Raw genomic sequence first — 24,856 nt, 5'->3', positions numbered from 1 at the left:
TTGGCATGCATTGATAAAAGTACGAATCAAATTTAAATTTAAGATACCCTTCATTAAACGGACTCTTTTGCATAAAACAACCCAAACGCATAGGATTTTTTATTATCTTGAGTGTGGCTTGAACGCTGGTACAAAACAAATAATGTCAGTATTAAGGTCAAGCATTCTGCTAATGGCCCCGCATACCAAATTCCCCATTCACCAAAGTATACTGGCATTAAAAAAATTAGCGGTAGTGCAAATAAATAGGTTTTAGATAAACCTAAAACTGACGCGCGAATGGCATCACCAATACTTTGAAAAAAGCTACTAATCATCAACAAAGGTCCCAATAAAAATAAGGCCAGGGTCATTATAGGTAAAATACGGCTGACCTCTTGCACAACGCGCTCGTCATTAACAAACCAGCCGCCAACAGAATCTTTTAATAGCCACAGTAATCCTTCAATTGACGCACAATAAATCAGCGCGCTGAGTAACGCAATTTTAATGCAACTATTGGTACGCTGCCATTGTCTTGCTCCAACGTTGTTACCAGTAATACTCTGAAATGCCAGACTTAACCCAAGTAGTGGCAAAAATGCAAAAGTCATTAGGCGGGTAAGAATACCGTAAGCACTTAGTGTTGCTGCGTAATCAGTTGAACTGAACTGCTGCAAGTTAAATAATATGGCTGAAGAGGAAAGTGACAAGCCAATATAGCCAAAACTTGACGGAGCGCCTAATGCCAGAAATGCTTTCCAATGGTTTTTCTTGCGGGTTAAGTGAAACACAGAAATAGTGGAAGGATTAACTGTGTTGATGCGGAAAATAAAAATTGCGCCTAATGCTATTATTTGCGCAAGTAAGGTGCCATATGCCGAACCTGCCACCCCCAAATTAAAAGTGACAATCAAAATATAATTCGCCAGTCCGTTGATTAATACTGTACAGATAGACACTGTAGCCATAAACCCCGTATGTCCCTGACTGCACAATGCGTCGCCATTGACCGTTAAAATAAATATTAGCGGTGAGGCGCTGATTAAAATGGACAGATATTCAAAGCTCATTGCTGCTTGCGTTGCAACGCCATTGTTGGCCGCTAATGTGAGTACTTTTCCAAATATAAAGAATAAAATGATTAGCAGTACACAAACCAGCAAAGATAATGTAATTGCTTGAGCAAAGGCGCTTTGGGCTTCTCTGGCTTTTCCAGCGCCCAATAAGCGCGCCATAATGCTGGCAAATCCGTTACCAACTAAGGTTGATAATGCGACCATTAACATCACAAGTGGAAACATAGCGGTGACTGCAGATAAAGCATCGGCACCAACAAAAATGCCTAAAAAGTATGCGTCTACCAGATTGAATGAACCATTTACCAACATCATTAGGATAATGGGAGTTGCCGTTTTCAAAAAGACAGAGCTTAGCGAACCGGATAAATATTTATTATTAGGCGGGGCCATTGTCATTATTTTTTCCTGAATGCAATTGGTGGATTGCTACAAATTTTTCCTGAATTAATTGCTGCAAATCTTTTGGCCAGGTTGCAATTGCCTGCATAAAGTTGGCCTTATTGTTGCGATAGAGCGCACGGGTTGCCTCTTCAAATCCCGCATCATCTGCAAATAGATTGAGTAGATTGTAAAGCTGGTTTTGTTTCATCTGAATGACTTGTTCTGGCGTCACATTTTTGATGGCTTGATCGATTAGCCGACGTAAGGTGACCGAAGCGCCGCCGCGTTGTGAGGTCAGCCATTCCCAGTGTTTTGGTAATAGCGTGACTTCTTTGGATTGAACGCCTAACTTTGGTCGTCCGCGTTTAACGGGTAGCTTCGCTGCTTGCGGGGGCTCGATAGACTTAACTTGGCGGACGATGGCTGCCAGATTACCCTCGGCAATCAATGTTTTATTGTAAATTGCAATATAATTTTCGGCCATTTGGTTCATTCCAGTTAACTATCGAGCGACATATTATTACCCAGATAAAAATAAAGAACAATTTACCCGGGTAAAAATAATATGTGTTTAACCTAAATTAAGATAAGGTGGTAAGGGAAACTTGAATCAGGCGTTTAGTATGGGCTGTTTAAAGGGGAGATGAGAAAGACTGTTCAGGGTGGCCAATTAGAGTCAACAGTTAAAATGACAAGTTAAAATGAGACATGCTAAGAAGATAATTATTAGTTACCAGCTTAACCGGCTTTTATCGTTTAGTGAGGTTAATAGGTTAGCCGACTGTTGTTTTAAATAATGGATGATTGCATTTCCGTTGCTATTGGGCGAATTTAATACCAGCGCAGAATCGATATCGCATATTCCAACCTAGGCATTGCGCTGTGATTTTTTTGCTGCATAAAGGTAGTGATCGGCATTTTCTAGTGCGCGTTCTTTTCGACCTGAAAGCCAGTCGGCATAGTCACGTTTACATTTGCTGATATCTTTCTCTAAATACCGTTCAACAAAATGGCGGTTTTTTAAGCCGGTTAATGCATCAGTAACACTGAGTCTTTCTAATTGTTGATAGGCTTCTTCAAGTGCTTTGGTTTGTTTTTTGACTTCTCGTTTAAGTATTGCTCGTTGCCGATTAACTTGTCGGAAACGCCATTGAGTGACAAAACGCAGTAACGCAACGGCGAAAATAAAATAAACAGCATAAGCGGTCATACTACGATACCAGGGAGCCAAAATTTCAAATTGAAAAATTTCAGCTTCAAACTCTTCTCCATTGTTGGTTTTTGCTCTAACACTTAATGCATATTCGCCTTCCCATAAGTTAGAGTAATCTTTAAATGATTCCTTACTCCAGGGAGACCATTGCTTATCAACACCAGAAAGTTTTACCTGATATTGTGTCTCGGCTGGGGCATTTAAATAGGTTGCAGCAAATTCAAATCTGAGTCGATTGGTGTGATAATTAATTGTATCTGGTGCGTTAAGAATACTTGCGCCACCGTACATGGTTTCACCTCGGCCATTTAGAAGGTGTCTTAGTAAAATATTGACATCTAACGAGCGTGCTTTATATTGACTCAGTGGATATCGATAGAGTCCAGAGTCTCTCCCTAGCCAGAGCGTTTTGTCTGGTGCGACATAAATGCCTTCGATAAACTGATTATTTAATGAGGATAAAGGTGTATTATCCCAGTACAGAACATTATTTTCTTGCCACATTATGCCGGGTTTCATGACTCTTTTACCTTGTTCTAGTACATATAGCAGCGTTAAAAATAGATTTTCTTTTAGTTGAATGACGCGAGTGATTTTGGCTTGATGCGCTTTAGCCAGGTTTGTATATTGTGGAGCAGCTTCAAATTTTTGCGTTGCGGAATTAAAATAAGAAATACCTTCGCCTATTACAAATTGAACTTGGTGATTAATTTTTTCTACGCGTGTACCAGTCAAATACGGCAGTCCACTTTCTAAACCGTAAACACTTGTCTGGGTAGTGTCTGAATCGGGCCAATTTTCAGGAATGATGAAACGTGCAATACCTTTATTATTGGTTGTTGCCCATAAAGTTGAATCTGATTCAAATACCAACCCTCGAACTTTTCTATTTTTTAGTGGTAAGTTAAACTCTTGCCATTGAGCATTTTCCAAGCGCGCTAAAGTAACTCCGTGTTCACCCCCATAAATAATATGATTTTTTTTGTTTGGTCGCTGCGCTAAAACGTAAGCCGCTCCAAAGCTGTTTTTTGATAAGCGAATGATCTCTTTATCTTTTAGTTGAAATAGTCCTTGATAATTAGCAATGAGTAAGCGATCAGACATTGCTAACAAATCAAATGTTATATTGGCAATGCCGTTGAGTTTTTTAAATACCGGTTGAGGGCTTTTCTCAAGATAGTAAACGCCGGTTGAAGTTGCGGCAAATAAAGTATCTTGAAAGTGAGTTAAATTAAAAATTTGTCCTTCGAGTCCCAGGCTTTCATCAAATTTAGATAATGGTGTTGAGACTTGAATACGCGACACACCGCGATCGGTGGCTACCCATAGACCGCTATCTTTATCTGTCCTTAAGTCATAGACGACGTTATCAGAAAGACCAAGCTTTCTATCGATATGTGATAGCAGTTGGTGTTGTTGATCAAAAATATATACGCCCGACTGCAAACTGCCAACTGCAACACGCCCATCTTGCAAGTGTAATCCTACATAGGCGCTTGATAGTAGTTCTTGGTAAGGGGTTTCAAGTGGGGTTGCTTTACGGCCATCATAAATTAAAAATCCTTTATTCATCAGACTTTAAATAGCCAAAGTTGCCCATCTTGAGTGACTAATCTGAGTCCTTGTTCAATTTGATTGAAGGCATTATGGCAATAAATATGATGAGGTGGATATAAAAGCATCGTAATATTTCCATATATTGAATGGCTTGTTTTTCTTCTCGGCTTATCCAAAGCGCAGATTTCGGCGATTCTTTTTGTTTAAAATTAGTCTCAATATTGATGTCTGCTGTTTCATTAATCATGGCTAAATCCTCTTGCAAATCGGAAAGATTAAGTTCAAATACCGAGGCTAAAGCTTTGAGTGATTCCATGCTGGCAGGTTGGCCTTTTTCTAAACGCTGAATGGTTCTAACACTTAATCCCGAAAACTCTGCGAGTTGTTCTTGTGACCAACACTTCTGTAAACGTAATTTTTTTACCCACATGTTTTCACCTCTATGCTTTGGGTTATTCGGTATTGAGCATTAATTATCTGATTGGACACTGGATAATAACACGCCATTGACCAGACTCTTGCCTGACAAAACAATAAAAACAATAAGTTAGCAGCAACCTGACAACTGTGTCAGGTTGCTTGGCAGGTTGAATATTAGACGCATAAAAACGATTATTAGTGTTTTCTTTATTGCAGATGTCTTGCTAAATGGTCAATAAATACTCTTTACAAAACTGATTCAATCATTATTGCGTTTGATAAAGTATAAAATTGACCAGCTAAAAAAAGCAAAATTATTGCTAAACTGTTTTCAATTGAAACAGTGATAGCATAAAAATAGTCGATAAAATAAAACCGAAACCTTTTGCTGATTAATATCGTCTAGAATTATTATTAGATTTTGCAATGTGTTGCGCCTGACAAATATTAAATTCCTCAATAACAGGTTATGCTCGATTTATTAGTGCATCTATATTGTTATTAAATAATTTCAACATAAAACACTTTTACCAGAATAAATACTAATCGTAATGTGCTGCAACAGGTAGCCACCGTCCCATACCAAAACTACGTTTTTGTACTCGAATAATTGGAGGTGCTTGTCGACGCTTAAATTCTGCGTGATCAACCATTGCATGTATGCGCGCTAATAAATGTTGATTAACTGCATAGTGATTCAATGTGTTTTGGCAAACTTGCTTTTCGTCGATGGTTAATAAGTCACCTTCAATATAAAGTTTCAAAATAGCATCTAGTAATGGATAATCTGGTAATGAGTCACGATCTTGTTGACCGGCAGCCAGCTCTGCGCTTGGCTCTTTATTGATTATGGCATCGGGAATTAATGAAAAACCTGCTTGCCGATTTATCCACTTGGCAAGCGCATAAACTTCCATTTTGTAGAGATCGCCTAGCGGATTAATGCCGCCATTCATGTCACCATACAAGGTGGCATAGCCTACACTCATTTCACTTTTATTCCCGGTTGAAATAACTAAGGCACCGTAATGGTTACTATATTCCATTAAAAGTCTGCCACGAATTCTGGCTTGTATATTTTCTTGGGTAATCGGACTGGCTGTTTCACCGGTGACCTCTTTAAATTGACTAACTGCATGTTCAAATTCTTCAGTAATTGAGCTGTGTAATAGAGAAACTTTTAAATTGTCACATAGTGTTACCGAATCATTAACACTACCGACAGAAGAAAATTTTGAAGGCATTGTTATTGCTGTGACATTATTTGCACCAATGGCGGCAGTACAAATTGCCAATGTCACAGCTGAATCTATTCCGCCCGATGATCCAATAACAACTTGACTAAATCCACATTTGCTAATGTAATCTCTAATTCCTAGCACAACCTGTTGCCAAATGAATGATTCTTGAGACATTTTGGGGTTGTTGGAATGTCTGTTTTTGTCTGTATTATTGTCGCTCAGTAGGTCTTCTGAAAAATAATCCGCTTGTGCCGTAATGCTGAAATTTTTATCCATAATAAAACTGCCGCCATCAAACACTAATTCATCATTACCACCGACCTGATTGGCATAGACAAATGGTGCGTTGGTTCGCTGGACAATTTTTTGGGCGAGATGATGTCTTTCCTGTATTTTACCCAGATTGCTGGGGGAGGCATTGATGCTGATAATTAGATCCAGCTGTTTATTAGTGAGGTTAGCAACAGGATCGATTTGATAAAACGTTTTGTTTTCTTCGTACCATGCATCTTCACAGATTAAAAAACCAATACACTTGCCTTTATAAGTAAAGCAGTTATCTCTCGTACCTTGTGCAAAATGACGCGCTTCATCGAAAACATTATAAGTTGGCAGTAGTTGTTTATGATATTCGAATATTTGTTGACCATCTGATATGACCGCTAGTGCATTAAATAAGGGCTTGCCAAATGTGTCTTTATTTTTTGCTGCAAATCCAACAACCACAGCGCAGGGCTGATTTTTGGTTTCCTTCTTTAGTACCTCCAGTGCATTTAGCTGGCGACTTATTAAGTCTTCTCGCAGTAATAAATCTTGTGGATAATACCCAGTTAACGCTAACTCTGTGCAAATTAAAAGTGCATTTTCTTGCCTGATTTTTTGATAGGTCGTTAATATTTTATCGAGATTTCCTTCAATATCTCCAACCGTAAAATTAAGTTGTGCAATAATAATTTTCATTATTTTTCCCGTAATGTGTTAATTCCTGTTTAACATAAATTAAAAAATGATATTACTAATTTTTTAATTGAAAGATATTTCTCAAGTAGGTTAAATATGCTTCATCTTGGCACATGATTTTTCCCGGGCTATCACTGATTTTCGCTACAGGTTGACCGTTACATTGAGTCATTTTAATGACTATGCTCAATGGTTTTACTCCTACATCGTTCGTCAGATTTGTTCCAATTCCAAACACCAGATTGGTTTGTTCATGATATTTTTCCAATAATTTAAAGGCTAATGGAATATTTAAACCATCACTATAAACCAGTGTTTTTGTTTTTGGATCTACGCCTAGTGAATGATAATGAGAGAGAATTTTATCGGTCCATAGAAACGGATCGCCACTATCATGCCTGACTCCATCAAATAATTTTGCAAAGTAACGGTCAAAATCTTTGAGAAAGGCATCAACCCCAACGACATCGGTTAAAGCAATACCCAAATCACCGCGATATTCTTTTGCCCATACATCCAGCGCTACTTTTTGGCTGTCGATAAGCCTGGGGCCGAGAGCTTGAAAAGCTTGTAGGTATTCATGCGCCATTGTACCAAGGGGTATTAAGTTTTGTTCTTTGGCAAAATGAATATTGCTTGTACCGACTAAATTATTGGGAATCGATTGTTTTAACTGTGTGAGAACTTGTCTTTGCCAAAGGCAAGAAAAACGTCGACGTGTACCAAATTCCATAATTTTGAGTTTTTCACCTAATGGATGATTATGAATAATGCTAACTTTTTCGGCTAATTTTGATTCACCTGATGTCAGGTCAAGTTGGCCATGAGTATTACGATTATAAATTTCCTCAACAATAGCCAGGAGTGGCACCTCAAATAAAATCGTATGTAACCACGGTCCCTTTATTTTTATGGTTAATTGACCGGATGCATCTTTGCCAAGGTGAACATAATTTTCAGATAATTGAAAAAGTTTTAAAAATTGAACGAAATCAGGTTTTAAATAGTGAATTTCACTTAAATAGTTAATTTCATCCTGAGTAAAACGTAAACTACATAAATGATGAATCTGCTGTCTGATTTCGAGCATTAAGGGAGCAAGATCAACTTGATTAGTACGACACTTAAATTGGTAGACCACTTCGGCAGCAGGGTAGTGATGTAATACCGCTTGCATCATGGTCAGTTTGTACAGATCGGTATCTAATAATGATAATATGACTGGTTTAAATTCCATGATTTTATCCTTCTAACTCGGCAGTATTTTGAATTATCACTATTTCTGCTGCTTGCATTTCTTGGATGGCGGCCTCAATGGTGTCGGGCGCGATCCCTCGGCAAGCTTGTAAATTTACAATCACATGAAAACCTGCTCGTTTCAGTTGTAATGCTGTCGTCTTAACACAATAGTCGGTTGCTAAACCGCCGACGATCACATTTTCTATTGCTTTAACCTTTAAAAATTCGATTACTCCAGTACTCAATTTATCTTTTAAATCATGATAACAAGCACCGTAAGGGTGCATATCAAGTTCGATACCTTTCCAAACAAAAAAGTCGTAATCCGCTGGATCAGGAAGACCTTTAATTAATTCAAATCCTTTTGTTCCGGGAATAGCATGAGCATTCCACGCAATATCAACATTGTCACCTTCGACCGGACTGAACATGGGGGTGTCTTGATTTGCGATCCAAATGGCTTGTGGACTATGTGAATCTTTTGAGCCAACGCGAATTGCTGCAAATTGTGCTTGATGATTTAAGGCGGGGACTATTTCTGTGCCACCAGAAACAGGCAATTCATTTGGACACTCCGGGGTAAAAGCATATTGTGGGTCTACGTCAAATGAAGCGGTTTTGGCGCGAGGTAAAGCATTCATTTTATCTCTCCATTGCTTGAGCTGCTTATTGGGGACTACTTTTAACTATGTTTTTTCTATGGGTATTTCAGACTATTCACTAATGAACATTCTTTATCCGTATTTTAAATAATATTGCATGAATACATACAACCCTTGTAATGGGTATGCAAAATATTATGCCTACAAGTATTTAAAATGGCTGCTGCAACTGCAACTAAAATCGGGATTAACATTATTGCGCATGATCACTTGTATGAATATTATATTTAATATACCATTCAATAGTACATTTAGTATAATATTGTGTCAACGGGAGAAATACAATGCAGTTAAAACAAATTGCTGTATTAGAAGCGGCATTCAATCCACCTCACTTAGGCCATCAGGATATATTGCAGCAAATAAGTCGAGAATTTGATGAAATTGTGTTAATACCGCGTTATCAAATAAGTCATCAAGTAGCAATGGCCGACTTTAGTGACCGATTATTGATGACTAAAGCCCTGGTTGAGTTGTTTAACTTTTGGCAACAGCAAGCGGGTTGTCGTTCGGTCGTAATAAAAGTTTCCGATATTGCTCGACAGATTGCTCGGCAACAACAATCTGTCAACGCTGGCTGTTTACTGGCCACGCTTGATAAAAGTTATGCAGAGAAAAGCGTTTGTGCTGAGTTTACTTGGATTGAAAATGTTGATTCGTCAGCATTTCATCTTCACAAAACACGATTGGAAGAAAGCTGGTATATTGATGCTGAATTACAGCATACTGAATTATCGCGTATTGAATTAAAACAGCGATGTAAAATTTTACCGATTCGTAAAAAACAACCAATTAAAAGTGCAGAAATTCGAGCTCTTATTAGAGATTTTTCGCGTCCACAAGCGATGTTTGTGTCTAGATTTAAAAATTATCTGAACACAACCATTGCTAATTATATTTATCGAAGAAAATTATACGGTGCATAATTGATGGAGGTTGTCTATGGTTATTGATAGCTTTTTACCACTTATGTCAATAATAGTCGTCGTCGTTTGAAGTAAACCTAAATTGATAAAGATAACATTCGAGATAAAATGAGCAATCAAAATAAAGAAAAAAACTATTTAAAAAATTATCGAATTCATGATTATGAGGTTCCTTTAACCTGTGTCGATGTTGTTATTTTTACCATTGTTGATAACGCTGTAAATGTCTTGTTATCTAATCGCAAACATTATCCTTGTAAAGGAGCTTGGGCAATACCAGGCGGTTTTATCGATTTGAAAAAAGATCACGATTTGCAACAAACGGCCTATCGTATTTTGTTTGAAAAAACAGGTTATCAAGCACCTTATTTAGAACAAATTGGATCATTTGGTAATGCTCAGCGTGACCCGAGGGGATGGTCTGTCACCATTACCTATTTTGCTTTAGTGAATGTAGAAAATGTGACTTTTGCAGCAGATTGTCAATGGTACCCGATTAATGAGACTGGGGAAGTGAATAAATCGTTGGCTTTTGATCATAATGAGTTGATTAGTGAAGCTTTTCAACGATTACGCAGTAAAGCTCAGTATTCAACAATTATTTTGCCTGTTTTGCCAGAAAAATTTACTTTGTCGGAATTGCAAACCTGTTATGAAACTATATTGGGAGGCAAGTTAAATAAGGCTGGATTTCGCCGACGCATATTAAAAGCTGAAGTGATTACTGAGTTATCCGGAGAATATAAGCAGACCTCAACCCGAACTGCACAGCTTTATAAACGGAGTGATAGCGATAATGTTTATTTTTATATGCGTGAAATTTATGCCAAATAAAAAATATGGTATATCTAAAACCAAATAACTGACCGATCTGCTTTAAATTCTATTTCATGTAATTCAAATTGATTGTTTTGTCGCGCTTGGAAAAATTTCTTAAGGGTTATTTCAACTGTTTTAAATGCCAGGTTTTCCCAGGGGATCTGTTGTTCGCTAAATAACTGGACATCGAGGCTTTCTATGCCGGCATAAAAATCTTCATTCACGAGTTCTGCAAGATAAAGCATGTAAACTTGATTAATTGGAACTAAATTTGCGATGAAAAATAAATCTTTTAATTCGACCATAGCGTTAGCTTCTTCACGGGTTTCTCTAATGGCTGCTGCACGCGTACTCTCTCCATTTTCCATAAAACCTGCTGGTACTGTCCATAATCCATAGCGGGGCTCAATTGCTCGTTTGCAAAGTAACACTTTTTCCCGGTGATAGACCAGACAACCCGCTATAATATTCGGATTTTGATAATGAATAAAACCACAGGTTTGACATTGGTGTCGGTGGTGTGTATCCATCTCTGGAATAGTCAAATGAGTTGAGTTTCCACACTGTATACAGAACTTAATATCCATAAGCAAATTAATAAATAGAAATATATTGCGGCAAGTTTAGCATGAAAAGATTCAAATCCCTACGACCTAACTCGATTGGATTGAAAGACTTGCTTGATAGGGAGTGTTGCGATTTAAAAAATTGAATTTTTGAGAGCAGATATTAATCTAGAAATGAAACGAATACCGCTCTCTTATCATGTTTAGCTACTGGCTATTGATCTCTGGGAGTCTTTCGTAAATCTTTTGACTCAAACGGCATAACCAGAATATCTTTTGGTTGAATACCTTTTTCAATTAATTGTGAGCGAGTGTCTTTTACCATTCCCGCATTGCCGCTAATGTAAAATACCGCGTTACTAAATAGCATGAGGTTAGCCATAACATATTGATTACAGCGTCCATGCAATACAGTATCACTCGATTTTTCACGTGTAATTGACGGTAGGTAATAAAAATTACTGGTTTCGTTTTGTAATTCGGTCAACAAGTGCGTTAAATATAACGACTCGTTATCTCGACAACCGTGGTAGAAATACATAGGGCCTTGGTGTTCGTGATGGAGCGCATCTTTTACAATACCGTACAAACCTCCAGCACCAGCGCCAGTTGAAATAAATACCAATGGGCGCTTACGGTGTTGTTGAGCATAGTAACAGTTGCCCATTGCACTGCTAAAGTGAATATAATCATTAACTTCAAACTCATCTAACAGCCAATTACTCATTTCTCCATTTAATTTACGACGAATGTGGAGTTCTAAATAGTCGCCTTCTAACGGAGTATTGGTGATTGCATAGCTACGATTACAACTTTCTGAGGTTTGAAGGTTTATAAATTGGCCCGCATGATAATCTAAGGCATCAATTGGCTCAAGCCGTATGCGACAAATATCTTCTGTGTAAAAATATTTATCGACCAGTCTTGCTGCGCCGAGTTTATTTTTACCTTCTACAGATTGAAACGCATTATTCAAGGTCTTTGGATTAGCCGAGTTAACGGGCTTGGAAGAACGAGAAAAACGATGACCGAACAGCGCATCGATACGTAAATTTATTCCCATTAGAGATTGAAAGAAAGAATCGTTTCTTATGGGCAAGAGGTGTCGACTTGTCGGTTTCATCTGACTTTTTCTACCTATATGAGATGTTGTGCTAAACATTGCTGAAAATCCCATCTCACCAATGTAATTATATTGGTAACAGTAAAAAATGATCGTTTTTCATTAACTTGCGTATAAATATTGCACTGTCTTAATAAAAGTGTAGTATTTAAAATTAATAGTTCAACCATAATTAGTGAATAATATCGGCCTAACCCGATTTTATTTAGGGATTTAATCATAAAATTTCACCTGTTTGTGGAGATAAGCAGTAATTAGTTGATTCGCAAGTGATTTATAGAAAAAACATTCGTGCCGTCGACTAAAGTATTCAATATTTCAAATGGCACTACAGAGATAAGTTTATGTATCGCAAAATAGGGACCGTAAAATAACCGCGATGATTAATACAATTTAATACGGCTGAATAAAGGCTAACAGACTTGTCTTAAAATGCTCAACTTGTGTTGAGCTTAAGTGCTAATTTTACATATCAACTCCGGTTATCCGTGATTTTTGCTTTCGCTGTGAGCCTCTGTTAGTGCTGATAAATACAGCGAGAAATCACTGAGCATTTTTGGAAGAAATGCAGGTAATTGAATCGGAGTAAAGCTAAATTCTTGTTTGACTTTTTTAATATCAGTTGGTGGGAAGTAATCATTGCAATTATTTTTTCCAGACGATTTGACAGTTGGTTTCTTGCTGCAATATAGCTGCGATTGTCTGAGCACTAATATTTTTTCCTGAGGCAATATTGTAAACTTTTTGTTGGCCATAACATGTGATTTGTAAAATTAGCTTTACCGCATCATCGATATGATTATAGTCTTTTGCATATTCTGGATTAACAAACATTGTTACCTGCTTTTTTAAAGTCACATCCCGCACAATTGAAGGCAAAAAAAGTGGACTTTTTAACACGCAACCGAATACATTTGATGGACGTACAATTTGATAATCAAGTAGAGATTGTTCAATGAATGCTTCAGCCGAGAGCTTTAATAAATTGAAAAGCTTGCGGCTATTAATTGGGTTTATTTGTAATGTTTGTGATTAAACCCCTTGTTGATTAAAAAGATAAACCCGGGAACTGGATAAATAAGTAAAGCGAGAAAAACGCCCTTCTTTTATTAATCTGACCAAAGTGGCTATGGAGATTATTTGCTTGGCTTATTAACTCAGCGAGTCTTTGTATGAAGATAACTAATACTAAGGTTGTATGATTTAGTGTTGATTGAGCCAAAAGTTTTTGAAGATGAATGAGGCTTTTTTCTCGAGACTTTTCGATTAGACTGATTCTATAAAAATATTGCGAAAGTCGATTTTGTGCAGGATAATTATAGCCGCTCTGTCCATCAGAGTAGTAAAGGAAAGTGTTTTTGATGTCGCGGTTGATTTACGCAGCCATAGTCGTACTTTTGGACAATGGTACGGTGTTACTCTTAGTGAACAAAATAAACGCCAATTATGGATACCGGAAGGATTCGCGCACGGCTTTTATGTGAATTCTGAATGTGAATTCTGAAATTGCAGAGATTGAATATAAATGTTCTAATTATTATGTGTCAGAGTTTGAGCGAACCATTATTTGGAATGATCCTGAATTGGCAATTGATTGGTCGATTTTACCAGATGTCAGCGTTCAATTGTCTAATAAAGATAGGAGTGGTTTTTTTATCACGCACCCTATTATGGTAGGGTAAATGCTGTAAATGAAAGTTTTTAGGTGTAATTTTAAGGTGTAATTTTAAGATAGAAAGCTAGATGTTTTTCTACTCATCGCTGGCATTTAATATTAAAGACCTATTTAAAATTTAGAGCAAATTTATGAGGAAAGTTATATTAGTTACAGGTGGTGCGGGATTTATTGGTTCTGCGCTGATTCGCTATTTAATTGAACATACAGAACATCAAGTTATTAATCTTGACAAGTTAACTTATGCGGGTAATTTAAAATCCTTAGAAAGTATCGCCGAAAACCAGCGCTATCTGTTTATTTGCGGAGATATTGGTAATACAAAACTAATAAATCAGATTCTTCAACAGTATCAACCTGATTGGGTGATGCATCTGGCTGCAGAAAGTCATGTTGATCGTTCTATAACAAGTGCTGGCGAATTTATTCAAACTAATATTGTTGGAACTTATAATTTACTTGATTGTTCACTACATTATTATCAACAATTATCCGCTGAGAGGAAAAGCACTTTTCGATTTCATCATATTTCTACTGATGAAGTTTTTGGTGATTTGAAGCACGGTGAATATTTTGTCGAAACATCACCCTATCAACCAAGTTCACCTTATTCCGCATCGAAAGCTGCTTCAGATTATCTGGTAAGAGCATGGCATCGTACCTACCAGTTACCAGTCATCGTGAGTAATTGTTCAAATAATTATGGGCCCTATCAATATCCCGAAAAGCTAATTCCGTTAGTTATTTTTAATGCGTTAGATGGAAAAGCTTTACCTGTTTATGGAAATGGACAACAAATTCGTGACTGGTTGTTTGTTGATGACCATGTACGTGCTTTGTATGTGGTAATTACACGGGGTAAAATTGGTGAAACTTATAATATTGGCGGCTTTAATGAGAAAAAGAATATCGAAGTTGTTCAATTGATTTGTCAGCAATTAGATCAGTTAATCAAAAATAAACCTCGTGGAATTCGTCAGTTCGATACTTTGATTGAGTTTGTCACCGATAGGCCGGGGCACGATACTCGCTATGCAATTGATGCGACCAAAATAAATCAGCAATTAGGTTGGCAACCTAAAGAAACATTTGAAACAGGCATTCAAAAAACGGTGGAATGGTTTGTCGACAATCGAAACTTTTTTAATAGTTAGTATTTGAGTCCCCGCTTTTTGCTGATTATTCAATTGGTTTTAAGCTTAATTATAAGCTTGAGCGAGAGTGTACTTAATCTTACTTAACCTTCAGTAGTTGATGCTTTATAATGACCTCCTCAAGTAACGCTTCGAATATTTCATTGGCATTAATACTCAAAAAGTGTGTTGCTAGTTGATGTGTTGGCAGGTTTTCCATTTCAACAAAATCGGGTGCATCGTAATAAAAAGTATAATTACCAAATGTTAATCTCTCTAAGAAATGTTTAAAGGGCGGTAAATCATAATACTTTCGTGTTTTATTTAATGCTGTTTTTTTTAAAATACAAATTCAAAACGTTTTGCAGAGGCAAAGTGAATTTCATAGGACTTATTTATTAGGTTTTTGGCGAGTAAATATGGTCTTACTAAGTGTGCCAAGATAACTGCTTATGCAAAAAATAATATTTTTATTGGTTTGAAGTCGCTTTTTTTATACTTGATTTTTCTTGGGGTTTGAGGGGGTGTTTTTTAGGGTGGCTTTTGTAAAATAATTTTTTGTGCGTTGTTGCTCAGTTAAGCTGTTTTTATTTGGAGTATTAAATTTTATGCTGATTTGATGGCCAGAATTTAAGATTTTATTTTTTTATCGTGTTTGCTTTAACTAATGTTCGATTGACCATCAAGCTGTGACGTAAGTTATTTGAATTTGGGAGAATTTAAATCTTTAATTAAGTTTCTTTAATATAGGGTAGGCATTTGGATTGCAAGCTTGTATAAAAAAGCTGAGTATTAACTCAGCTTGAATTTTATGCGATTTATTGTTTTTTATTTTAGATATTATTCATCTTGATATGGTTGCTTTTTAAATATTAAAAGCGTGCAGTTTAAAAAATTAAAGTGCGCTCAAGATTGAACCAGCGATTGGCACGGCGATTTTAGCAACACTGGCAATAGTACTGAATATTCCAAATACGTCATCTTTAAACTCAAGTTGTTTTTGACGATTTTCATTTGAAAGTTCTTGATAAATTTCGTAGCCAGATTTGGCAACAACGGGTAAAACTTGTTTGGCAATATTAAAAATATTACCCCAGGGTACATTTAACGTGTTCGCTTTGGCATAATCTGAAATCGTTGAAGGATCAATGTTACCAATGACGGTAGAGTCAGGTCCAACAATTAATGGAAGTGTCAGGCCATTATTATTCGATGCAGAATCAACGGTTGGTAATAAAAATCCATCGGTAACTCTCAACCCGAGGTTTTCCTGTGGATTGCCTGTTGCAGATTTATAATTTGAATTGAAAATTGGGAAGAAATCCAATGTTTTTAATTGCTGTGGCGCTGCTGGAGAACTCGCTTTTATTAACAGTCTTTGTGATAGCGTACCGTGGCATCGTCCACCAGTAGGGATAACTTGAGCACTAGCACCTACAACTGCAGGGTTTGACACTAAACTGCCTGGAATAAGTTTTGATTGATCTTCGTTTTTTTCACTGTTGCTTCTGCTATCAAAAAAGTTTGATGAGATTAGTAAGCCTCCGCTAGCGTGTTGTTGTAAGCTAAACAGAACGGGGGCACTGATAAATGGGTTGCCTAAAATAGTATTGATATCTTTTTGTTGCTGTGTCTCAATGGTAGTTTCCATTTTATAAGCCTCTTTGTTTAAATTTCGTTTTCGACTAAATGTTTAATCAATGTTGATTGATTTTCCACGGCATACAACAAGCAACTGCTTTTTACTGGTTTTAGTATTTTTAATGCAACGTGATTTCCCCAAAATAAAAAATTCAAACTGCTTATACCAGATTGCGGGTTGCTTAATCATGAATCAACAGCCAGAGAATAGAACAGCGCTGACATAGATCAATCTTACTTCGGGATATTTTTGAAGATATCTCTTGGCTTTATTTCAAGTTGCCTTTCAGTTATTTTTAAATGATTTTTTAGATTGAAAACTATGTAATAATTCTGACATTTTTATGATGAAAATAATTTGACCGTATTACATGATGATCAAAGTGGATAGTTGCACCAAAATATTTTTCCTGTTAAGTGATGTCTTTTTACTATTACGCCGCAAAAGGCTTTTTTCTTATATGAATAATTGAAATAAAAAGGGGGTGTGTCGCTAATTCAAAGTAACATTTTAATAAAAAGACGATCCGAAAATATATTAATAAGACGGTGTTGGTGAGCAAGTTTGGTTTTTTGTAAGTGCTCCTTTATTTCTTTTGAATTGGGAGTGAAAAGTTTTGATTTCTTAATATAATAGATTGCTGTGTATGATAATGTTGATTTGTTGATGAGATTGGAAATATAAGGATAGCATCATTAAAAAATGCTGGAAAGCTTGATGGATAGGTAGTGGGGGTTTTACTAATCAAATTGAATGGTCAATATAATAGTTTAATCTTGGATGTTGCTTTTCTGTTCTTTAACCAAACAATGTTAAATATTCTTACAATAAGGTTGGTGTTGTTATATTTTTTAACTACGCGATAGATTGTTCAACGTTACTGGTTTTATGGGGAGTGGCAAATAGCATAAACAATAAATAATATTTCAATTATAGGATGTTCAACATGAATCAATTAGCGTTTTACCAATTTAATCGAAAAAGTCATTGTTTTAGTACGATGTCGATTGCTATTTTTTTGTTAATGACCAGTTTGTCTGGTGAAACGGCCAAAGCGGCAACAAATGTTTTAATACCTAATCAAGTGGTAATTATTGAGGGAAAAAAAGATCAGCAATTACTTTACCAAATTGATCTGACACAAAGTCACTCTTATTTAACGGTTGAATTAAGTGGCGGAACGGGAGATGCTGATTTTTATGTTAAAACTGGAGAATTTCAAGCGTGGCCAACAACCAGTGATTACAATTGTCGACCCTATAAATCTGGTAATGAAGAGAGCTGCTACTTTGAAAATGCCAGTGGAATGGAGTACTTTGTTATGCTGAAAGCCTATCAGGCATTTGAGGGCGTTACTTTGATGGCAAAATATGAACAGTAATTACTCCAACGGTATTTTCACTAATTAATCAGTTATTCTATTATTTTTTATTCAAACAGGACACTACTGGGCTGGTAGTGTCTTCTGTGTTTAGCATCGGTAAAAGACTATTGATATTTCTATACAGACTAACTAGATAACAGTTTTTATACATTGTCGCTTTTGTTTTTCTATTAGTATTACAGCGATTGTCAATTATAACTTGGTACTATTTTTTACTTGGTTTGTCAGTACTGAACTTCGCGAGTGCTTATCTATGCGATTAATCATTACATAATAAATGACGACATTTCAGATTGTTCTATTCGTTAATATTTTGTTAGCAATCATTACTGGTGCTATTTTAATGATTGATTAAGTTATTCCAAATCTGTAAGCTTGGATATACTATTCAATTAGAATTTATCCTATTCTTTATATATTACAATTATTTTAGGTCGACCTGTACAGGATGGCTTTTTTTAGAGTAACTGTTTTAAGGTAACTGTTTTAAGGTAAACATTCATGAAAAGGTTTTCACTACTTACATTGAACTTTATGTCTCATCAAGTAAAGAAAGATTTCTCTGTTATTAGTTTCAGCATATGTTGTTTTGCGCTTTTAGGGTCAACATTAATACATGCTAAAGAGAGTGAAAGTTACCAATATGAGAAGTTGCCTCCGCCAAGAACGTTAACTCAAGAACAGGCTAAAGTCGCTGAAGCCAACTATAAAAAATATTGTATTTTATGTCATGGTGAAAATCGTCAGGGGCATGTTAATGATCACGCACCTTCACTACGCAGTCAAAGCTTGTTTCAATCCGGGGTACCTCATGCTGTATTAAGAGCCATGTCTTTTGGACGCGAAGGCACGCCGATGGGGGGGTATCTTGATGAAATTGGTGGCCCAATGAGTCTCGATGAAGTGTGGAATTTAACCTACTGGTTGTTTGAGAAATCTGGTGCTGAGCGGGTCAAATTAAGTACCGAACCGGTTCATGGTGATATACAGTTGGGTGAGAAAGTATATCAAAAAGAATGTGCTAGTTGTCATGGTAAAAAAGGTGAAGGAATTACTGCTCCTGCACTGGGCAATCAATCGGCACTGGCACATAATACTGACGAGTTTATTCGCTATGCTATTCGACATGGGCGACAAGATACACCAATGCCGGCTTTTGAGAATAAATTATCGTCGACTGAAATCGATAACATTACTGCTTTTATTCGTAGTCGTGGTAAAGACTGGACGATGAAAACCACGGTATTAAAACAATTACCAACACCCGACAAATATATTATTAATCCACAAGGTGATAATCCGAAGTTTAAATTACAAGATGGACTTTACGTTTCATCAGAAGATTTAAATAATGCGCTGGTAAAAAAGCAAAGAATGGTTTTATTGGATACGCGAGTAACATCGGTTTGGCAGCGAGTGCATATAGAAGGAGCAATCCCTTTGCCTTATTATGCCGATGTTGCCGAAGTAGTTAAAGATATTCCCAAAGATGTGCAGATTATCGCTTATTGTTCATGCCCGAGAGCTGCTGCTGATAGCATCATTCATCAACTCAGAAGTATGGGATACAAAAATACCGCCACCTTATATGAAGGTATTTTTGGTTGGATGAACTTTGGTTACCCGGTTATGCATGGTGAAATCAGCGAGTAATTGACTCGCTGAATATCAGATTTGTTATTGGGTTTTCAGCAGTTCTAGTACCGCAATAGTCATTGCAGAAACACCATTAATTAACGATGATTGTGGTTCGATTTTAAAAAACGGTGAGTGATGAGCGGGTACTGGCTGGTTTACGCCATTGTCCATTGTCGGTTGGCCTCCGACGTTAAAGTAAGCACCAGGGACTTGATGTTCTGTTTGAGTGAAATAGGCAAAATCTTCTGCGCCCATTCCTTTATTTTGGCGTTCAATCAATATTTCTTCCCCAAGTGCGTTGCTGATGGCGTGTTTTAAACGAGTAACCAATGAAGGATTATTGTTGGTCACTGGCGTTGATTCAATAACATCAATCTGGGGAAAGTGAGAATCAGGTAATCCCGCAGTAATTGCTACGCCTTTGGCAATGCGTCGAATGCTTGCGAGCAGTTGTGCGCGAACGGCTTCATTATTGGCACGTACCGTTAACTCAAGTTTTACTTTATCGGGAATGATATTATGTTTGAAGCCGCCGTGGAATGAACCGACAGTAATGACTCCGGCTTCGAGTGGATTAATGTTGCGACTGATTATTGATTGAATATCAATGACAAAGTTTGAGGCCAGTAAAATGGGATCAACACTTTGATGGGGTGAGGCGCCGTGGGCTCCAACACCAAAAAAAGTTATATCAATATTATCGGCAGATGAGTAGGCTAATTTTGGCTGCATGATGATCTTGCCTGCGGGAATACCTGAAGAAACATGCAATGAAAGTGCATAATCGGGGACACCAAATTTTTCATATAGTCCGTCTGCTAACATGGCTTTGGCTCCGCCCAGACGTTCTTCCGCAGGCTGACCAATGAGCATGAGTCGACCTTGCCATTGTTTTTTATGGGCGATTAATTGGCGGGCAGTGCCGACTAAGGCGGTCATATGCATATCATGTCCGCAGGCATGCATGACTGGCATTTCTTTACCATTAATGTCTTTTTGTGTCATTTGAGAGGCATATTTGAGTCCCGAATCTTCCTTAACCGGTAAGCCATCCATATCTGCTCGAACTAACACCGTAGGCCCGCTACCATTTTCATAAATACCAACGATGCCGGTTCCTCCAACACCTTCTGTTACCTTTACGCCCAATTGGCGCAGTTCTTTAGCGAGACGTTTGGCTGTCTTGAATTCACGAAAAGAGAGCTCTGGATTCTTATGAAAATGCTTAAATAGTGGTTCTAGATTTTTGGGATAGTCACGTTCAACCGCTTGTTGGACTGGATGTTTTGGCACCGCACTGTGTTGTGTTTGCGCTGATAAATGTGTACTGAATAGCATACTTACAACAACAAGATTGAACGGGCGAAAAATCTTTATCCAAGTAGCGTGTAATTTTAATTTATTTATCAACATGATTACTCCCATCTGGCATTGAGTATGTTATTGGTTCATGGTTCTACAGAATTTATTAATTTATTATGATGATTGTAGTAGGTTTCTATTAAGTTGATTTGCTGGATAGTCTTAAATAGTACTTATAAGTTTTGTGCTTATAAATTGACGCGCATTAGACTGATAGCAAATAATTAATTAATGAGTATAGTCGAAGATAAATAAAATCGATGAACAAAGTTATGGGGCGATGGTCTTGTTGAAATTAAAAAGTGACCATACAGCTTATGGAAAAATAGCATAAATAGCGTCGTCCTCGGCATGCTATGTTGAGCTTCACACGTGTTAGGCATTATAGAAGCTTTTCCAAATGGTCAAAAAAAGATAACAACAAGTTATCAGAAAGAATACAGAATTCAGGCAATATTTTGCTGTGCTGTCGACTTGTTAATGTTCGACAACTATCCAGTTAGTCGTACGATAAGATCGTGTTTTTTGAAACTAAAATATTAGGCAATTTCAGCCAATAAGTTCTTAAGCAAGCCAGTTTTTCAGTATACTTTTTAATTGGATTGTCAAAGTTTACATGCGTTTAATAAATATGAAGAACTAATAAATGTAAACTGTCAACAAGCGATTAAAAATCAAAAGCAAACACAGATTTTATGCGAACTACTTTGGTATTAACCTGGCGCTTTATCAACAGATAAAAAATACGGATGCTTGGTCGTATGGCGGCTGTATAGATTTTTTAGGGGATAAAGCTTTTTGAATATAAAGCGTTTTAGATATAAAGCATTTTGCATCATTAATCTCCTGTGTTGACAATGATTTCAATTGTAAAAACTTAAACTATGATTTAATAAAACTTCTGCCAAAGTTTTATTTTATCTTCAACTAAAATAAACTTAGTTTATTGGGTATTAAAAATTTTTGGGTATTAACCTATTGAGCAATAATTTATAACCTGATGGATGAAAGCTGCTTTCATCAACTTGAGTCGTAGACTATCATAGTTTTATCTTTAAATGGTAGTAAAAATTTATTTTGCTTTGAATTCATTTGAATAAGATACTGGTAAGCTTTTTTCTAAATGAAACAAATATAAACCATAAAATTTTAGTGGTTTTGCTGCAAGTATAAACTGACATGACTTTATTGCTGCTTACTAATTCTCGATGCTTTAAGTTTAAATCTTAATTGCGTGTTGCTCGAACGAGCGTGGAAAGTTTGAAGGTTATTTGAATATTGGTCGTGGGGTAACTGGTAAACCTTTCTGGCTGAGGGACTAACGCTGGCCATTTGTTTCCACGGTAGTGGCAATCAATCTGTAAATAATTTTTTTCTGCCGTTTCGCTGGCATTTAAGCAAAATGCTTGTGAAGCCAGAGACTTTGAATAACGAAAAGATTTTATCTCGTTCATGCTGTTGATTGTTTGTTGTTTAAAATTAGCTTCCAACTCTAACAGGGTAAAAGGATATTGTTCGATAGCTTTGATATTCAGGGCTGGAAATACTGCTAATTTAAATGTCTGTTGCATCACTGATTTTTGATGATGAATTAATGGCTCCTGTTTGCGTTGAATAAGAATTTCATGACGAACATAGAGTAGTGTTATGGTAATCGAACCTAATAAATTATCGAGTACCGAGGCCGCAATATAGAAGATGAAGTAAAATAAAATGAACATTCAAAAGTCTTTGCACTGTGTGCGACCCGAAAAATAGGCATATTGCTGAAAAGCCGCTAATTTTGGCTTAAGCTGTTTGGATTTTTACTATCATGAGCATAATGTTTGACTGAATTATCTTGTGGATTAAATAAATCGAGGCCTTTATTGCTGCCAACCCAGAGTTGATTATTGGTTGCAGGTTTAACCAGGTATAAATAGTCTGACGCCAGGCTGGCAGAGTTTCCTGGCTGATGTTGAAAATAAGTAAATTGACCTGAAGTGAGATCGAGCTTGTTGAGTCCGCCACCATAAGTCGCCAGTCAAAGTGTGTGTTTATCTTGTTGGTAAATTGAGAAAACATAATTGTTACTGACGTGGCTGTTGTGCTGGATTCTTGCTTATTAACATGATGGAACTTTTGTCGTGCTGGGACATACCGATTAATCCCCGAGCCATCAGTACCAAACCACAAACTGCCTTGTCGATCAGCATACAAGGTTAAAATATAATTTGAAGCAAGACTATCCGGTTGTGCTTTATGATGTTGTATGTGAAAAAATTCATCGGTGTTGGCATCATAACGGGAAATACCTTGCCCATAAGTTCCCACCCATAATTGATTTTGCTTGTCCCGGTGCAGAGTAAATATCCAATTGTGACTAAGACTGTGTGGATTGTCGGGTTGATGAGTAAAAGTGTCTGACATCACCGGTGGCAACTTGCAAACGGTTTAACCCGCTTAATGTACCAACCCATAAGAATCCTTGTGGATCATCAATTATCGACCAAACCGAAAAATAGCGGCATTTAATAGCTTATTTATATAACTGTGAACTGTGTCTCTTTTCATTTATTTGCTTGTCGGGATGCTCAAAACTTAAGGAATGAAGTGAATGACAATCCGTTTGGCTTGAACTGCACCGAGTTGAAATGCCATTTGTTAGTTTCAACAATAGTATCAAAAACTGTGGAGCAGCTGCAAAGTAAACGGTGGCGGACCTGAGTTCGACATCATCAATTTTGACAATATACATTCGTTACTACACGGAGAAATACAATGACTAAATTAAAGCTATTAGTGACAAGTTTATTTTTAATAAGCTTAAGTTATGGGGTGAGTGCTCAAAAACTCTATTGGGAGGCTAACTATCCCATGAGCCAATCTCATCCGCTTTATCCAGGGCTTGAGCTGCAACACATTAACAAAATCAAATTATGGGCGAATCACTCTGTCTATGACAATCAACTGAATATTCAGCGAGTCGATTTTGATTTTGAACAGGCCAGTGATATTTCAATCGAAAATTTTACACGTGACGGTGATCGGTATCGTGCTGAGCTTGAAGGTGCCTGGGTTTTCCGCAAAGTGATTCTGGAATTAGAAACAGTGAATAATCAGTTGAATGATATTCGATTTCGTTTATTTGTGGCTGAGCAGGAAAACTACTTATCTGATACTTTTCCGGTATTTGAAAGACTTTTATTAGAAGGTCAGGCGGGCTTTCTAATGCCTGATTCGGAAAAAGTTGTTGATCAGCTTAGCCAAAGTGTCGAGCAGAAAACGCTCAATTTAACACTGTTTGATCGGGCATCGTTGCAAACGAACGGTGAGCTGGCTTTTCGCATAAACAGTATCTGGTTTGGGAAAGGTGAGCGTACGCTTTATATTCCGGTTGCATTTCCTATTGATACAATTCACCTGAATAAAGCGATTGCTATTGTTTGGGATGAAATTCCATTAGGCAATGGTGAGTTTGATTATATGATTGGTGTGAGCTATGCCGATCAAAGCGGCTATGTGCAAACAACACCAATGTTGAGCGTTCAACAATTATTAGACGATGCGTACATTAATGGTGCAGGTTTATAGGTATTGATACCAGATGAACAACAATTGGAAATACTATCGCAAAAATTCATGACTTGATTGAATGCTTAGCAATGCTATTTGTTAGTTGGCAAATAGCATTGTTTTCCATCAATTATGATATAGACGCCCAATTAATGAATCGTAATTAAATTTTTTGTATATACTTTAAGTAGTCGCCCCTGAAAAAAGAAAACCCCATTGATTTTTTATCAGCCAATCATGCGCAGAAGCATTTTAAATGGTGAGTTCCGGCTGCGCAATCTCATTCCGCGATCAAGCAT

At 36.9% G+C, this 24,856-nt stretch carries 23 protein-coding genes; 8 read left to right on the top strand and 15 right to left on the bottom strand.

Annotation, left to right across the window (positions count from 1 at the left end):
• Nucleotides 1-53: 53 nt before the first annotated feature.
• The 7 genes from ABVT42_RS06810 to ABVT42_RS06780 form a co-directional block, all read right to left on the bottom strand.
• Nucleotides 54-1,457, bottom strand: coding sequence for an MATE family efflux transporter (locus ABVT42_RS06810; protein ID WP_353874171.1), 1,404 nt, complete (start codon nt 1,455-1,457; stop codon nt 54-56).
• A complete protein-coding gene (locus ABVT42_RS06805) occupies nt 1,438-1,926 on the bottom strand; it encodes a DUF2239 family protein (RefSeq protein WP_353874172.1) in 489 nt (162 codons plus the stop codon). Before ABVT42_RS06805 ends, ABVT42_RS06810 begins: the two co-directional genes overlap by 20 nt.
• A 384-nt stretch (nt 1,927-2,310) precedes the next feature.
• A complete protein-coding gene (locus ABVT42_RS06800) occupies nt 2,311-4,227 on the bottom strand; it encodes a two-component regulator propeller domain-containing protein (protein WP_353874173.1) in 1,917 nt (638 codons plus the stop codon).
• A 37-nt stretch (nt 4,228-4,264) separates the two neighbouring features.
• Nucleotides 4,265-4,642 carry a helix-turn-helix domain-containing protein gene (locus ABVT42_RS06795; protein WP_353874175.1) on the bottom strand — a complete coding sequence of 126 codons (378 nt, stop codon included), beginning with the start codon at nt 4,640-4,642 and terminating at the stop codon, nt 4,265-4,267.
• Nucleotides 4,643-5,174: 532 nt separating this feature from the next.
• A complete protein-coding gene (locus ABVT42_RS06790) occupies nt 5,175-6,833 on the bottom strand; it encodes an NAD+ synthase (protein ID WP_353874176.1) in 1,659 nt (552 codons plus the stop codon).
• 55 nt (nt 6,834-6,888) lie between these two features.
• Entirely contained in the window at nt 6,889-8,070 is a 1,182-nt protein-coding gene (gene pncB, locus ABVT42_RS06785) for a nicotinate phosphoribosyltransferase (protein WP_353874177.1), read from the bottom strand.
• A 4-nt stretch (nt 8,071-8,074) separates the two neighbouring features.
• Nucleotides 8,075-8,713: an isochorismatase family protein gene (locus ABVT42_RS06780; RefSeq protein ID WP_353874178.1), complete on the bottom strand. Its 639-nt coding sequence runs from the start codon at nt 8,711-8,713 to the stop codon at nt 8,075-8,077.
• A gap of 305 nt (nt 8,714-9,018) precedes the next feature.
• Between ABVT42_RS06780 and ABVT42_RS06775 the strand changes: the two genes are divergently transcribed.
• Both ABVT42_RS06775 and ABVT42_RS06770 read left to right on the top strand, forming a co-directional pair.
• Nucleotides 9,019-9,660 (top strand): adenylyltransferase/cytidyltransferase family protein, encoded by a 642-nt coding sequence (locus tag ABVT42_RS06775; RefSeq protein WP_353874179.1) that lies wholly within the window; start codon nt 9,019-9,021, stop codon nt 9,658-9,660.
• Nucleotides 9,661-9,768: 108 nt separating this feature from the next.
• Complete coding sequence (locus ABVT42_RS06770; protein ID WP_353874180.1) at nt 9,769-10,494, top strand: NUDIX hydrolase; 726 nt, start codon at nt 9,769-9,771, stop codon at nt 10,492-10,494.
• A gap of 14 nt (nt 10,495-10,508) precedes the next feature.
• Here ABVT42_RS06770 and ABVT42_RS06765 read toward each other — a convergent pair whose 3' ends face one another.
• From ABVT42_RS06765 to ABVT42_RS06755, 3 genes are all read right to left on the bottom strand, one after another.
• Nucleotides 10,509-11,066 (bottom strand): NUDIX hydrolase, encoded by a 558-nt coding sequence (locus ABVT42_RS06765; protein ID WP_353874181.1) that lies wholly within the window; start codon nt 11,064-11,066, stop codon nt 10,509-10,511.
• Between the two features lie 193 nt (nt 11,067-11,259).
• Nucleotides 11,260-12,207, bottom strand: a complete 948-nt coding sequence (locus ABVT42_RS06760; RefSeq protein WP_353874182.1) for an FAD-binding oxidoreductase — start codon at nt 12,205-12,207, stop codon at nt 11,260-11,262.
• 606 nt (nt 12,208-12,813) lie between these two features.
• Nucleotides 12,814-13,176 carry an NAD-dependent epimerase/dehydratase family protein gene (locus ABVT42_RS06755; protein WP_367023615.1) on the bottom strand — a complete coding sequence of 121 codons (363 nt, stop codon included), beginning with the start codon at nt 13,174-13,176 and terminating at the stop codon, nt 12,814-12,816.
• A gap of 280 nt (nt 13,177-13,456) precedes the next feature.
• Here ABVT42_RS06755 and ABVT42_RS06750 point away from each other — a divergent pair, with 280 nt between their 5' ends.
• From ABVT42_RS06750 to rfbB, 3 genes are all read left to right on the top strand, one after another.
• The gene (locus ABVT42_RS06750) at nt 13,457-13,672 is read left to right on the top strand and encodes a dTDP-4-dehydrorhamnose 3,5-epimerase family protein (protein WP_367023549.1); all 216 of its coding nucleotides are present in this window, start codon (nt 13,457-13,459) and stop codon (nt 13,670-13,672) included.
• Nucleotides 13,662-13,850 (top strand): dTDP-4-dehydrorhamnose 3,5-epimerase family protein, encoded by a 189-nt coding sequence (locus tag ABVT42_RS06745; RefSeq protein WP_353874184.1) that lies wholly within the window; start codon nt 13,662-13,664, stop codon nt 13,848-13,850. Before ABVT42_RS06750 ends, ABVT42_RS06745 begins: the two co-directional genes overlap by 11 nt.
• Before the next feature lie 124 nt (nt 13,851-13,974).
• Complete coding sequence (gene rfbB / locus ABVT42_RS06740; RefSeq protein ID WP_353874185.1) at nt 13,975-14,997, top strand: dTDP-glucose 4,6-dehydratase; 1,023 nt, start codon at nt 13,975-13,977, stop codon at nt 14,995-14,997.
• An 874-nt stretch (nt 14,998-15,871) separates the two neighbouring features.
• Here the strand turns inward: rfbB and ABVT42_RS06735 are convergent.
• Nucleotides 15,872-16,627, bottom strand: a complete 756-nt coding sequence (locus ABVT42_RS06735; RefSeq protein ID WP_353874186.1) for a hypothetical protein — start codon at nt 16,625-16,627, stop codon at nt 15,872-15,874.
• Nucleotides 16,628-17,564: 937 nt separating this feature from the next.
• On the opposite strand from ABVT42_RS06735, the gene ABVT42_RS06730 reads away from it, so the two are divergent.
• Together ABVT42_RS06730 and ABVT42_RS06725 are read left to right on the top strand one after the other, a co-directional pair.
• Complete coding sequence (locus tag ABVT42_RS06730) at nt 17,565-17,999, top strand: PPC domain-containing protein (RefSeq protein WP_353874188.1); 435 nt, start codon at nt 17,565-17,567, stop codon at nt 17,997-17,999.
• Between the two features lie 504 nt (nt 18,000-18,503).
• A complete protein-coding gene (locus ABVT42_RS06725) occupies nt 18,504-19,655 on the top strand; it encodes a c-type cytochrome (RefSeq protein ID WP_353874189.1) in 1,152 nt (383 codons plus the stop codon).
• Between the two features lie 24 nt (nt 19,656-19,679).
• Here ABVT42_RS06725 and ABVT42_RS06720 read toward each other — a convergent pair whose 3' ends face one another.
• The 4 genes from ABVT42_RS06720 to ABVT42_RS06705 all read right to left on the bottom strand — a co-directional run bounded on the left by ABVT42_RS06720 (nt 19,680) and on the right by ABVT42_RS06705 (nt 23,517).
• Nucleotides 19,680-21,053 carry a M20 metallopeptidase family protein gene (locus tag ABVT42_RS06720; RefSeq protein ID WP_353874190.1) on the bottom strand — a complete coding sequence of 458 codons (1,374 nt, stop codon included), beginning with the start codon at nt 21,051-21,053 and terminating at the stop codon, nt 19,680-19,682.
• A 1,175-nt stretch (nt 21,054-22,228) separates the two neighbouring features.
• Nucleotides 22,229-22,723, bottom strand: a complete 495-nt coding sequence (locus tag ABVT42_RS06715; RefSeq protein WP_353874191.1) for a hypothetical protein — start codon at nt 22,721-22,723, stop codon at nt 22,229-22,231.
• A 67-nt stretch (nt 22,724-22,790) separates the two neighbouring features.
• Complete coding sequence (locus tag ABVT42_RS06710) at nt 22,791-23,411, bottom strand: two-component regulator propeller domain-containing protein (protein WP_353874192.1); 621 nt, start codon at nt 23,409-23,411, stop codon at nt 22,791-22,793.
• Nucleotides 23,365-23,517: a two-component regulator propeller domain-containing protein gene (locus ABVT42_RS06705; protein ID WP_353874205.1), complete on the bottom strand. Its 153-nt coding sequence runs from the start codon at nt 23,515-23,517 to the stop codon at nt 23,365-23,367. Before ABVT42_RS06705 ends, ABVT42_RS06710 begins: the two co-directional genes overlap by 47 nt.
• Before the next feature lie 245 nt (nt 23,518-23,762).
• Between ABVT42_RS06705 and ABVT42_RS06700 the strand changes: the two genes are divergently transcribed.
• On the top strand, nt 23,763-24,575 hold the full coding sequence (locus tag ABVT42_RS06700; protein ID WP_353874193.1) for a hypothetical protein: 813 nt from the start codon (nt 23,763-23,765) through the stop codon (nt 24,573-24,575).
• Nucleotides 24,576-24,856 lie beyond the last annotated feature (281 nt).

It is taken from the genome of Aliikangiella maris, assembly GCF_040719265.1.
Classification (GTDB): domain Bacteria; phylum Pseudomonadota; class Gammaproteobacteria; order Enterobacterales; family Kangiellaceae; genus Aliikangiella; species Aliikangiella maris.
This window is presented reverse-complemented; position numbering and strand designations above follow the sequence as displayed.